Here is a 12,805-nt window from a genome sequence, read left to right as displayed (position 1 = left end):
ATCATTCAGGTAATACCCTTTATTCTTCCTCAAGGTCATCGCAATGATAAAGTTTGTTCTCACTTCTTCCTGCAACGGGGCGCGTAGGTTTACCTTCCTGTTTTTCGTTCAACATTTTTTGTATGATGCGATTCGTCTCTGCTGCGATGGAAACCTGAGTGGCCTTGTCGGTCTCCCGGTCAAAGAAAAGGATACCATCCACGAAAGTCTTATCTGCCGTAGCGTAAATAGATAAAGGATGATCCGACCAAAGGACTATGTCGGCGTCCTTGCCAGCTTTTATACTGCCGACCCTGTTGTCAATATACAGCATTTTCGCAGGATTTAGGGTGACAAATTTCAAGGCTTCTTCCTCAGGAACGTTGCCATAAAGCACGGTTTTTCCGGCTTCCTGGTTTAACCTGCGGCCCATTTCCGCGTCGTCAGAATTTATGGCTACGAGTACGCCTTGTTCATGCATAATGGCGGCATTGTAGGGAATGGCTTCCAATACTTCATGTTTGTAGGCCCACCAGTCTGAGAATGTCGATCCGGCCACTCCATGGTCCTTCATTTTTTCTGCCACTTTGTACCCTTCAAGGATATGGGTAAAAGTATTGACCCGGAACCCGAATTGATCGGCCACCTTCATCAGCATATTGATCTCACTTTGACGGTAGGAATGGCAGGTGATGAATCGTTGACCGTTGATGATCTCCAACAGGGCTTCCATCTCGAGATCCTTTCGGTACAATTTGCCTGAAGCTTTTTTTATGCCGTATTCCCGGGCCCGGTTGAAATGATCCACAAATACCTGTTCCACGCCCATCCTGGTCTGGGGAAACCTGGAAGTGAAGTTGTCTCCCCAGTTGGATTGTTTGACATTTTCTCCCAGGGCAAATTTGATAAAACCGTCAGCGCCTTCAAATTTCATTTGCTCAGGTTCATATCCCCAGCGCAATTTTATGAGACCACTTTGTCCTCCGATTGGGTTGGCTGAGCCATGCAGCACCTGTGCCGTCGTAACGCCCCCTGCCAGCTGGCGATAGATATTGATGTCTTCGGAATTGATGATATCTCCGATTCTCACTTCGGCAGAGCTGGCTTGTGTGCCTTCATTGCCCCCTCTTGTGATTGCAATGTGGGTATGTTCATCAATGATTCCGGCCGTCAGATGTTTTCCGGTGCCGTCAATGATTTCATGCCCGGCCGCTTTCAGGTTTTTCCCGATTTTGGCAATTTTCCCGTTTTCTATCAAAACATCAGTATCAGGTAAAATGCCTTCTGCTTCATTGGTCCACACGGTCGTATTTCTGATCAGGTAATTTTTAGCTTTAGGAGCCGTTTCCCAGCCATGAGCCACAAAAGGATAAATGACGGGACCGACTTCTTTGGAAGCTTCTTTTTCCTTTTCCTTGCGCCCTTCCTTTGATTCAGAAGGGGGCTCGGAGACTTTAAATGCTGATTCCCAATTTACCCAGCGGCCATCTTCCAGCTGGCCTTTTCCAGACCATTTATTTCCTTCCGTAATCCCGGAAAGTCGAATTTTTTCCTTTTGATCAGGCAGGCTGAAGGCCAGCGTAACGGCATCATTACTGAAAGTACTTTTGACCTTAATTTTAGTGGTGTCATTTAAAATAATTTCAACGTTATCCTTTTCCCCCACCAGGAGATCAAATATCTTCCCATCGATATTCAGGGTGTATTTACCTTGAGTAAGGGCAGGCGAAAGGTCTTTGAAAATATTGGATTTCCCCTGTACCCAATTGTGTAGGATAGTTGTTTTATCCTTGAAAATATCACCATCAGTAATGATAAAATTGGCCATTTTGCCAGGGGAAAGACTGCCGGTTTTGTCATAGACGCCCAACATATTGGCCGGAGTGAAGGTGAGTGCTTTTAAAGCGTCTTCTTTGGACAGACCGTTTTCGACTGCTTTGCGGAGCATTTTCAGGAAATCACTTCTTTTAGCCAGCCCGTCTGAAGTCAAAGCGATCTCAATGCCGGCTTTTGCCATTCGTCCGGGATTTTCCGGGGCGAGTTCCCAATGTTTCAACTGTGTGAGCGAAACCACCAAGGCATCATAAGGATCTTCGACATCAAAAGCATCGGGGAAATCAAGGGGGAGGATAAAGGGCTGGCCCGTAGCTTTGATGGCTTCAAGCCGGCGATATTCAGTTCCATTTCCCTTGATGATATATTTTTTACCAAATTCGGAGGCAATTTTATAGGCTCTCAGGGCTTCAAGGTGATCCCTTGTTTCAAAAATCTGTGGAAGATCCTGGATCTTATTCCAGGCTTCGAGGGAAATGTTTACCTCTTCATTTTGTTTTTGATACCATTCTCCATCCAGGTAAGTTTGTCGGATCAGGGCAATGCTCCCCATCAGGGAAGAGGGATAGGATTGAGAAGAAGAGCCTTTGTCAAATGATAATTGGTGGGCAGCTTTTTCTGTAATAATGAGCTCATGCGCGTTGCCTTTTCCGAGGCTGACCAGCGTAGAGGTTCCCCTGGAAATGCCATCCTGCTCATGGGTGAGCACCAGGCCGAATCCCTGTTTTAAAAATTCAGCAGCAGATTTTTCATCCGCCGAAAAATGTTCATGGGCCCTGTTTTCCGGTTTTAAGGCCTGGTTCCAGGCATAGGCACCCTCCTTATTGGTGAGGTCCTGTACATTTTCACGGCTTCTTCCTGACCTTTCCGCGGGTTTGCTTTTGGGAAGGCCATAATCTGTGTACATGTCAATGAAAGAAGGGTAAATGAATTTTCCGTTAAGATCAATAACAACGGCATCTTTCGGAATAGGGATTTTGGAACCAACGGCTTCAATTTTTCCATCCCGGATGATGAGGGTGGACTGGTCTGACTTTTCATTGAAAGTCTGATAAATAGTCGCGTATACGAATGCATAACAACCTTCACGTTCATCGTAAACGCCATTGCGTGGAAAGGTTTCCTGCGCACTGATAAAGACAGAGTGCAGGATAAAAAGAGCACTCCAAATGAATACTAGTCTTAATTTTTTCATTGTAAATTTTTTATTGTATTGCCGGTCAAATGGAAATTAAAAAAACGGGTTCGTTTGCCAAGGCCGAATAAAATTAAATAAAATAAATTATTGTGCAATTGATTAAGAGTATGTCTAAAAATTGAAGTCTTTGGAAAAATGGGAACCAGTTATTAAACTTGTGGTAGACTAAAACCCAAGTCTATGCAAACTCAATATGAGCGACTAACTGATTCCCAGTGGGAAATTATAAAAGAATATTTACCTATCAAAAGAAAACGCAAATATGATTTGCGAGATGTGGTAGACGCAATTTTTTGGATATTAAGAATTGGCAGCCAATGGAGAAATCTTCCGGGAGAATTTCCTCCCTGGAAAAGTGTATATTATTATTTTCAAAAATGGCAAAAGGGTTTGTTCCTGTGAAGTGGCGCTGGGTTACCGAACAGACCTTCGGGCGGTTCAAAGACTTTCGCCGATTGGACAAGGATCACGAAAAAACAACAGAAAGTTCCGAAGCGTGGGTACTTTGGCAGAATTGCCAAACAATTTTATATCGCTTGGAATGATCTACAAATTTAAATTTTTAGACATACTCTTAATGGGGCATGGGGTCAAAAATATTGGTGAAGCGAAGTTCGTGTTCCACGAAATATCCAATCTTTATTTTATCAATAAATCCCGGAATTTTAATCAAACTCATGGCTCCCGGTTTTCTCTCCCAATTCAATCATCCTCAAATTCGAAGCATCACACCCGATCATCCTGGCCACTTCCTTTTGTGTTTTACCACTTACAAGCCTTGCATAAAATAACTGTTTACGAAATTGCCAATACCCTGTTTTGTTATAATATTATCGCCCACGAATATAATCCTTTTGAGGTGGTAACGGCTCCGTGTTGTTCGATAGAAACTGAAAATCGCTCAAAAAAATATCAAAACTATTTTAACCTTTAGTCTTTTCTCTTTAAACTTTATTTATTACCTTTGCGCCCGCTATAACTGATATTATTAATCACTAATGGTAAAAAAAACATCATGGCAGTTTATTTAACTAAAGAGAAGAAAGAAGAAATCTTCAACGAGTACGGTGGCTCGGGAAAAAATACCGGATCAACAGAAGGACAGATTGCACTGTTCACTTATCGGATTCAAATGTTGTCCGATCATTTACAAAGTAACAAAAAGGATCATTCCTGCCGTCGGACTTTATTGACGCTGGTTGGAAAGAGAAAAAGCTTACTTCAGTATCTCATGAAAAAAGATATCCAGAAGTATCGTGATCTCATCCAGAAACTTGGTCTTCGTAAATAAAAATTTCGGGGAAGTATTTTATTATAAAATGCTTCCCCGATCTTATTTTTAACCCCGTGTAAATCAATGGCTAATAAACATCACAAAACTTTCTCAGCCTGAGAATCGTTTTTCTGATCATTACTTTCCTTAGTATTTGAAAATTGTTGGCAAAGAAAAGGCATATTTTACGGCATGGGATAAGTATTATGCCGTTGTTGAAAAAAAGAAAAAAAAGTAGCGTAATTATATTTAAATCAGAAAAGGCAACAAGCTTTTTTCGCCGCACTGTTAGCAATTTTTAGCATCAAGACAGAATCAGAAATTCATTTCAAAATTTTTCCCACTGCTATTGCTGATCGAACTTTCCGGAGGGAGGTGCCGGTGGAAACCTTTTCTACAAACTCTTAAACAAATTAAAAATGGGACAAAAGATTCCAATTTCTACTTCCTTCAATCTACCTGATGGTAGGGAAGTAACCATCGAAACCGGTAAACTGGCCACCCAGGCTGACGGTTCTGTTGTTGTGCGCATGGGAAATACCATGTTATTTGCTTCTGTAGTTTCTGCTAAAGAAGCGAGAGAAGGGCAAGGATTTTTTCCGCTTTCTGTGGACTACCAGGAAAAATTTGCTGCAGCAGGTCGTATTCCAGGTAACTTTTTCAAAAGAGAAGCACGGCTATCAGATTATGAAGTCCTGATCTGTCGCCTGGTAGATAGAGCTATCCGTCCTTTATTTCCGGATGGATATATGAATGAAACCCAGGTGATCATCAATTTGATTTCCGGGGATTCAGAAACGATGCCCGATGCGTTTGCCGCTTTGGCAGCTTCGGCAGCCCTTGCCGTTTCTGATATCGCTTTTGCAGGTCCGATCTCTGAAGTACGGGTGGCAAGGATTGATGGTAAATTTGTCATCAACCCAACGCGCTCGGCCATAAAAGAAGCAGACCTTGACATTATTGTAGCTGCTACTATGGCTGATGTGATGATGGTGGAAGGAGAAATGAAGGAAGTGCAGGAGAAAGACCTCGTTGATGCGATCAAAGTGGGCCACGAAGCCATAAAAGTGCAAATTGAGGCACAATTGGATTTGGCGAAAAAGGTAGGAGAGAAGGCCACCGTAAAAAGAGAGGTGACTCCTTTACCCGAAAATGAAGAACTGAAAAAGCGAATCGAAGCATTGGCTGCGGCTAAAATTCTCGAAGTTGCCAAAGCTTTCCTCGCTAAACACGACCGTAAGGATCGCCTGTCAGAAATAAAAGAGAGTACGCTTGCCACCCTGCTCGAAGAAAAGGGGGAAGAATATATGGCGGAGAATGCTGAGATCGCTGACCGTTACATCGATAAACTCAAGAAGAGTGTTATCCGTAATATGGTATTGGAGGACAAGTTACGTCTTGATGGCCGTAAGCTGGATGAAGTTCGCCCTATCTGGACGGAAATTGATTACCTGCCGGCAGCACACGGTTCGGCCATCTTCAACAGGGGAGAAACCCAGGCTTTGGTTTCTTTAACCCTGGGTACCAAGCTCGATTCACAGATGATCGATAATGCTTTGGAAAATTATTACGAGAAGTTCATCCTCCATTATAATTTCCCTGGTTTTTCTGTAGGCGAAGCTAAGCCGAATAGAGGACCTGGTCGCCGGGAAGTGGGGCATGCCAACCTCGCCGGACGTTCCCTCAAGCAGGTATTTCCTGAAGATTCTCCCTATACCATCAGAATTGTTTCAGATATTCTGGAATCCAATGGTTCTTCTTCTATGGCTACTGTTTGTGCCGGTTCCCTGGCATTGATGGATGCCGGTATCCAAATCACGGCTCCCGTTTCAGGTATTGCAATGGGGATGATCGCTGAAGGAGATCGTGTGGCTATTCTTACCGATATTCTCGGTGATGAGGATGCACTCGGTGATATGGACTTTAAAGTGACCGGAACAGCAAAAGGAATTACCGGTTGCCAGATGGATATCAAAATTGATGGTTTGCCTTATGAAACGCTGGAAAAAGCGTTGGCTCAGGCTCGTGAAGGCCGTCTTCATATCCTCGATAAAATGGCGGAATCCATTGCTGAACCAAGAGAGGATCTCAAGCCACATGCTCCAAGGATGGTCAAAATGTATATCGATAAAAGTTACATCGGTGCCGTTATCGGACCTGGTGGAAAGGTTATCCAGGAGATGCAGCAGGTTACCGGAACCATTATTAACATTGAAGAAGAAGGCAATAAAGGTATTGTCAGCATCTCCAGTTCAAATAAGGAATCCATAGATGAGGCTATGGCCTGGATCAATAAGATTACCTTTACTCCTGAAGTAGGGGATGTGTACGATGCTGTTGTGAAAACCATCATGCCTTATGGTGCATTTGTGGATTTCAATGGCAAGAGTGGATTGTTGCACATTTCTGAAATTTCCTACACGAGAATCGATAATGTCGAAGAGGTGTTTGCGGAAGGGGATAAAGTGAAGGTTAAATTAGTGGAAATTGACAACAGAACCGGAAAAATGCGTTTGTCACGTAAAGCCCTGATGGACAAACCTGAAGGTTACGTTGAGCGTGAGCGCAGAGACCGGGACGACAGCGATAGCCGTGACAGAGGAGACAATCGTGGAAGAGGAGGAGATCGTCATGGCGGAAGAGATAACCGGGGTAACGATCGCAATAAGCGTTAATAAGCCTTAGGATATAAATTTTAAGAATACAATAAGCGATATCGGTCATACCGGTATCGCTTATTTTTTTATTCCTTGAATTTATAGGCTCTCCGGATAAAAAAGATGGCCATCAAAAGGATGATCGAAATGGGCAGATAGGTGCCGATTTTATAACCCACTTTGTAACGGACGTCAGTCGTATCCACAATGGCTTCCTGGGCAAAAATCAAAATCCCTGACCAGACCAATAGAAGGAGGGAAAAGAAAACTTTTTTACACATCTTGTTTATTTTAGTGTCAAAAGTACGATTTTCGGTAAAAAAGCGCCCATTTATGACTTTTGATTGCGCACCATGTAATTTCTTATTTTATTCTTACCTGAATGAGGGATAGTATGTTTAGATTTGGAATACGGTATTGGTTTTTACAAACACTTTTTCGCTGAAAAATAAATTCATCCAATTGTTATGAGACTTGTAGCACCCTTTTTATGGCTTTTGATCGCTATTGTTCCGGGCTTTAGCCAAACATCCTCCACTATGAAAAATGATGATACATTGAAAATTCCCTTTGAAGAGCATCCTAATTATTCTTCCACTTACCTGGAAACGATAAATTTTTACAGGCAGCTGGATGAAAAATATACCCAGTTGGAACTTTTATCCTATGGCTCTACCGACAGCGGATTTCCCCTAAACCTGGCCGTGCTTTCCATGGATGGAGATTTTGATCCCAAGTCTTTGCGCGATAAGGGAAAATATATCCTGATGATCAACAACGCTATTCATCCCGGGGAGTCCTGCGGCGTTGAAGCCAGTATGTTGCTGTTGAGAGAATACCTTGAAAATAAGGCATTGCATAAATACCTGGAGAATCTCGTCATCATCGTCATTCCGATGTACAATATCGGTGGAGCACTCAACCGCAACAGCACCACCCGTACCAACCAGAACGGTCCCGAAGCTTATGGCTTTAGAGGAAATGCCCGGAACCTCGACCTCAACCGTGATTTCATTAAATGCGATTCGCGTAATGCCCAGACTTTCAACGAGATCTTTACCCTATGGCAACCGGATGTTTTTATCGATAATCATACTTCGAATGGTGCCGATTACCAATATACCATAACGCTTATTCCTACCCAGGAAGACAAGGTTGATCCCAATATTGCCACTTATATGCGTGCGCGGCTGCTGCCGGCTTTATTTGAAGATATGAAAACCAGGAATTGGGAAATGACCCCCTATGTTTATGCCCGCAACACCCCTGATGAGGGCATTGCCGCATTCCTTGACTTGCCGCGTTTTTCATCCGGTTATGCTGCACTTTTTAATACGATTTCTTTTATGCCTGAAACTCACATGCTTAAACCTTTTAAGGATAGGGTGGCCAGTACAAAAGCATTCTCTGAAAGTATCATCAAAGCCATTTACGAGGACGGGGCGGCTTTGAAAATAGCAAGGCAAAAAGCCATTGCCGCCACGATGGAAAAATCCACTTTTGAGCTCAATTGGGAACTGGATTTTTCCCGCCAGGATAAATGGAGCTTCAAAGGATATGAAGCTAAATATAAGCCCAGTGAAGTATCAGGACTGGATCGGCTGTATTACGACAGGGAGGCGCCCTATGAAAAGGAAATTCCCTGGTTTCGGTATTACAAACCTTCCCTGAGCATTGAAAAGCCCGTCGCATATATCATTCCGCAGGCTTATGGTTCCATCATTGAAAAAATGCAGTCAAATGGAGTGAAGATGGAGCGCTTGAAAGCCGAAACGGAATTGGAGGTGGAAATGTACCGGATCATTGATTTCGAAACGAGGGATGCTTATGAAGGGCATTATCTTCATACAAAGGTTCAGGTAGAGAAGGAACTGAAAAAATGGACTTACCACAGAGGAGATTATATCATCCCTACCGACCAGGCAGCCAATCGGTACATCATGGAAACCCTGGAACCACAAGCTCCTGATTCCTGGTTCGCCTGGAATTTTTTCGATGGAATCCTCCAGCAAAAAGAGTATTTCTCCGATTATGTGTTCGAAGACCTTGCGGCAGATTATCTGAAACAGCACCCGGAATTAAAACAACAACTCGACGAAAAAAAGGCAGCGGATGAAGATTTCGCCCGCTCTGCCGATAAACAGCTTGAATTTATCTATATGAATTCGCCCTGGCATGAACCCACATACCGGCTTTATCCTGTGGGGCGGATAATGGAGATAAAAAAGCAATAATCTTTATGTAATCCACCCAGCTTTTGCATCTAGGAAGTAAAATCATTCCAAAGGCCAATTAATTGGTGCTGTTAACTAAAACTTATTGAACATGAAAAAAGTGATTTTACTATTTATCACGGTCGTTGCCATCATGGCAGCCACCAACCAGACCCATTTTGAAAAATATACCATTAAAGGAACCCTTACCGACTCAAGCGGGGAACCCATTATTGGGGCCGCGCTTGTCGTTAAAGATACCAAAAAAGGGACAGTAACCGATTTTGACGGCCATTTTTCGTTGCCGTCTGAGGATTCCTGCCTTGTGCTTGTTGTTTCTTATGTGGGCTATATTAGCAAGGAATTTGAAGTTTGTGCCGGGCGGGACAATAATATTGTGCTTGAAGAAAACGCCAGCGCCCTTGAAGAAATCGTTGTTACGTCACTTGGTTCGGATAGACGTGCAAAAAAAGAAAAAAATCGTTCTTCTGCTAAATCTAAAATAGCGGATGCGCCAGTTTCCGTGGAATCGGAAAGATCCGTTAGGCCATCGCCACCATCGCCGGCTGGAGCCATTAAGTCCGATGAATTAAAGACTATGTCGGTTCCTGTTTCGGATGCTTTAAGCGGAAAAGTTGCCGGGATATCTATTTCCGCGAGCAAAGTGGAAACCGTTGAGGTTAGAGGAAGCAGAGTGGAGTCAGCAGTTCATGTTATTGATGGGGGGATGATTATTGGCGAAACTGAATCCAAAAAGGTCGCCAAGTCGAGTGAAATCCTGACAGGAACTTCCAGCAGCGAGTCTGGAGATGCGTCGAAAACCAGGGAGGAAAAGCCGGCTGTTTTTGATGATGTCGCAGATATGGAAGAACCCGTTGCCCTGATGGAGAAAGATGAGATGACAGAACCTTTAGAGGAAAGCCTGTCGGCCGGGCAGCTGACCGCCGGTGAATGGAGCGACCTCCTCAATTGGGAGGATTGGAAAAATACGGTCAATGAAGACCTTTCTGCAATGGAATCCATCTGGAACATGGATCCGGGAAAGCGTTATTCCGTCGTGGTGAAAAATGAAAGAGGGACTCCCATTCCCAACGCAGTGGTCAGCCTGATAGATAGTAAAGGAAAACTCCTGTGGCAATCAAAAAGCAACAATACAGGGCGGGCCGAATTGTGGTATGACGATAAAGAAAAGGCAGCCTCCGGGGCCAAACCCCAGGAAATTACGGTTTCTTTTAATGGAATAAGCAAAACCATTTCTAAAATACAGGATTTTGAAAAGGGACTCAATGAAGTAGTGATCGGTGTGGAATGTCCTGAGTTTCAGCAAACGGAAATATTATTCGTCGTGGATGCCACAGGGTCGATGGGCGATGAAATTCGTTACTTGCAGGCTGAATTGGGCGATGTGATCAAAAGGGTTAAAAAGCTGAATTTTATTGGAGAACTCCATACCGGATCCGTTTTTTACCGGGATATCGGCGATGAATATGTGGTCAGAACGCAAAACTTATCTGCAGACACCGATGCCACTCTGAAGTTTATCGCTAAACAAAATGCCAATGGGGGAGGAGACGGTCCCGAAGCGGTGGAAACTGCCATGGAAGAAGCCATCCTCAATCAAAAATGGTCGGAAGATGCAGTCGCCAGGATAGCGTTTGTTGTCCTGGATGCTCAGCCACACGAAACAGAGGAGATCAAGGCAAAAATGAAATCCCTGGCTAAAAAAGCAGCCGAAAAAGGCATCAGGATAGTTCCTGTGCTCGCCAGCGGCAGCCAGGGCAGTTGTGAATACCTCATGCGCGCCATGGCGCTTACGACCAACAGTCGTTTCCTGTTTCTGACCGATGACAGCGGGATAGGCAATGATCATGCCGAGCCTTCAGTAGGTGCTTACAATGTGGTTTTTCTCAATGATCTGCTCTTTAGCCTGATTGTAGAATTTACCGCTTACGAAAATTGTAAGGAGGAAGATCCTCAAACCCAAAACCAGCAGGCTTCAGGATCGGAAGATTCATTCAAAGCTTCCTGTTACCCGCTGCCGGCCAATGAATACGTTTTTGTGGACCTTGAAAATGACGTCGATAAGCTGGAAATTCTGGATTTACAGGGTCAGTTGTTGATCACTAAAACAGCTCTTTCTCAAGGGATTTCTACGGTGTTTATTGATAATTTACCTCCCGGATCCTATATTTTCAAGTTTACCAAAGGGCAAAAAATACAATCGGTAAAAGTGATAAAATCCGGCTTGTAGGAAAGTTGATTTTAGGTAAACCATTAGGCCATATTTTCCAAAATGGGGAAATATGGCCTTTTTATGGGAACGGTAAATTTATTTTGAATACACTTTGTAAAAAAAAATCAGGCAGTTTTTTGTATTTTTATGCAGCTATAATTGTTTCAAAATGAATGCCAACCCTGTTTTTATTTCTGCCGGCGGACAAAAAATTCTCAAAGGATTTCATCTTATTTTTGCAGCCATTACCCTTGGAGGCCTGTTGTCGATGTTAGCGCTTTTTGGGCTTAAAATTTCCAACCCGGACATCAACCAGTTCCCAATGGATCGGAGCATTTACCTGATCAATAATTCGGTGGTTTATTATTCGGTGATGGGTAATATCCTGACTGCCATGACCTATGGGCTGTTCACGAGATGGGGATTTTTTAAATTTGACTGGGTCGTGGTCAAATGGCTCTTACTCATTGGCCTTGCCGTATTGTTTATGATGAGGTTTATCCCTTCGGTCAATGGGATGACATCTCTCTCCGATGCAGGATTGAATACTGCAGGGGCTGAGGCAGAATATTCGGATTTTGTTCAAAGGGGATTGTTTTGGTGTGTGGTTTTGATCGGGCTTTTCGGGGCCATTTTTTTTATTTCGACCATCAAACCCTGGGGCAAACGAAAAGAGGATCTTGTTTCAAATATCAGGAGGTTGCGAATCATTTTATTGTCGCTCACTTTTTTATTTCTTGTATTCGGGATTATAGGCAATATCAACCTCAATAAATTGCGGAAAATGCCTATCGAAAATTCTAAGCTGTCCAACCTTCCGGATGGCGTATATGAAGGCAGCTTTGTCGGCGGCGGAGGGACTTACAAAGTAAAGGTGTACATGAAAGAGGAAAAGATGGTGCAAATCGAGAGCCAAAATGATCGCCATTCCCAATATGAAAAATTTGCGCGCCCGGTTTTGGATCGGATCATCGAAAATCAAAATGCAAATGTGGACGGCATTACCGGGGCGACCACCACTTCAAAATGTATTATGAAAGCGGTCGAAAATGCCCTGAAGCATTAACGCATTTTTGTTTTTGGGGAAAGTGGCATCTTTGAATTTGCTACCTTACACTTTTGGGAAAAGTCCTGAGAATTTATGGTTGGTTCTCGCAGATAGAACAAAGTAACATACCCTGGTTTGCTCGGAAAAATAAGGCAAAATAACCCAAAATGATCAGCGAAAATCAGCGGGATCAGCGAGACAAAAAAATGTACGGTAGAGAATCTTTGAATCCTCTTCGTTAGTTCTTGCAATTTTTTTTCCGCTCCATTACGGGAATGACTTTTTGGGTTTTTATTCGTCCAAAAGTTAATCCAAAACAGGAATGGACGCCGGATACAAGACAAATCATAAACTCAGCACAATAAAAAGAG

9 protein-coding genes are annotated in these 12,805 nt (G+C 43.3%); 7 read left to right on the top strand and 2 right to left on the bottom strand.

Translation table 11 applies throughout. The features are described 5' to 3' along the window. Nucleotides 1-19: 19 nt before the first annotated feature. Complete coding sequence (locus tag H6571_04690; GenBank protein ID MCB9323021.1) at nt 20-3,007, bottom strand: amidohydrolase family protein; 2,988 nt, start codon at nt 3,005-3,007, stop codon at nt 20-22. A 183-nt stretch (nt 3,008-3,190) separates the two neighbouring features. On the opposite strand from H6571_04690, the gene H6571_04685 reads away from it, so the two are divergent. The 4 genes from H6571_04685 to pnp all read left to right on the top strand — a co-directional run bounded on the left by H6571_04685 (nt 3,191) and on the right by pnp (nt 6,958). Next, nucleotides 3,191-3,412, top strand: a complete 222-nt coding sequence (locus H6571_04685) for a transposase (protein ID MCB9323020.1) — start codon at nt 3,191-3,193, stop codon at nt 3,410-3,412. Continuing rightward, nucleotides 3,409-3,555, top strand: coding sequence for a transposase (locus tag H6571_04680; protein MCB9323019.1), 147 nt, complete (start codon nt 3,409-3,411; stop codon nt 3,553-3,555). The genes H6571_04685 and H6571_04680 overlap by 4 nt, the downstream gene beginning before the upstream one ends. Nucleotides 3,556-4,025: 470 nt before the next feature. Then, complete coding sequence (gene rpsO, locus H6571_04675; protein ID MCB9323018.1) at nt 4,026-4,301, top strand: 30S ribosomal protein S15; 276 nt, start codon at nt 4,026-4,028, stop codon at nt 4,299-4,301. 401 nt (nt 4,302-4,702) lie between these two features. After that, the gene (gene pnp / locus H6571_04670; protein MCB9323017.1) at nt 4,703-6,958 is read left to right on the top strand and encodes a polyribonucleotide nucleotidyltransferase; all 2,256 of its coding nucleotides are present in this window, start codon (nt 4,703-4,705) and stop codon (nt 6,956-6,958) included. A 68-nt stretch (nt 6,959-7,026) separates the two neighbouring features. Here the strand turns inward: pnp and H6571_04665 are convergent, their stop codons facing one another. Then, complete coding sequence (locus tag H6571_04665; GenBank protein MCB9323016.1) at nt 7,027-7,221, bottom strand: hypothetical protein; 195 nt, start codon at nt 7,219-7,221, stop codon at nt 7,027-7,029. A gap of 258 nt (nt 7,222-7,479) precedes the next feature. Here H6571_04665 and H6571_04660 point away from each other — a divergent pair, with 258 nt between their 5' ends. From H6571_04660 to H6571_04650, 3 genes are all read left to right on the top strand, one after another. Continuing rightward, the gene (locus H6571_04660; GenBank protein ID MCB9323015.1) at nt 7,480-9,174 is read left to right on the top strand and encodes a M14 family metallopeptidase; all 1,695 of its coding nucleotides are present in this window, start codon (nt 7,480-7,482) and stop codon (nt 9,172-9,174) included. A 91-nt stretch (nt 9,175-9,265) separates the two neighbouring features. Next, nucleotides 9,266-11,404, top strand: a complete 2,139-nt coding sequence (locus tag H6571_04655; protein MCB9323014.1) for a carboxypeptidase-like regulatory domain-containing protein — start codon at nt 9,266-9,268, stop codon at nt 11,402-11,404. A gap of 151 nt (nt 11,405-11,555) precedes the next feature. Then, a complete protein-coding gene (locus H6571_04650) occupies nt 11,556-12,452 on the top strand; it encodes an FMN-binding protein (GenBank protein ID MCB9323013.1) in 897 nt (298 codons plus the stop codon). The last annotated feature ends 353 nt before the right edge of the window (nt 12,453-12,805 follow it).

This window comes from Lewinellaceae bacterium (assembly GCA_020636105.1).
Taxonomy (GTDB): domain Bacteria; phylum Bacteroidota; class Bacteroidia; order Chitinophagales; family Saprospiraceae; genus BCD1.
This window is presented reverse-complemented; position numbering and strand designations above follow the sequence as displayed.

Bases quoted from the DNA above. Each gene is read 5' to 3' on its own strand.
- pnp (MCB9323017.1), top strand. From the start codon at position 4,703: ATGGGACAAAAGATTCCAATTTCTACTTCCTTCAATCTACCTGATGGT.
- H6571_04660 (MCB9323015.1), top strand. From the start codon at position 7,480: ATGAAAAATGATGATACATTGAAAATTCCCTTTGAAGAGCATCCTAAT.
- H6571_04690 (MCB9323021.1), bottom strand. From the start codon at position 3,007: ATGAAAAAATTAAGACTAGTATTCATTTGGAGTGCTCTTTTTATCCTG.
- rpsO (MCB9323018.1), top strand. From the start codon at position 4,026: ATGGCAGTTTATTTAACTAAAGAGAAGAAAGAAGAAATCTTCAACGAG.
- H6571_04665 (MCB9323016.1), bottom strand. From the start codon at position 7,221: ATGTGTAAAAAAGTTTTCTTTTCCCTCCTTCTATTGGTCTGGTCAGGG.
- H6571_04655 (MCB9323014.1), top strand. From the start codon at position 9,266: ATGAAAAAAGTGATTTTACTATTTATCACGGTCGTTGCCATCATGGCA.
- H6571_04685 (MCB9323020.1), top strand. From the start codon at position 3,191: ATGCAAACTCAATATGAGCGACTAACTGATTCCCAGTGGGAAATTATA.
- H6571_04650 (MCB9323013.1), top strand. From the start codon at position 11,556: ATGAATGCCAACCCTGTTTTTATTTCTGCCGGCGGACAAAAAATTCTC.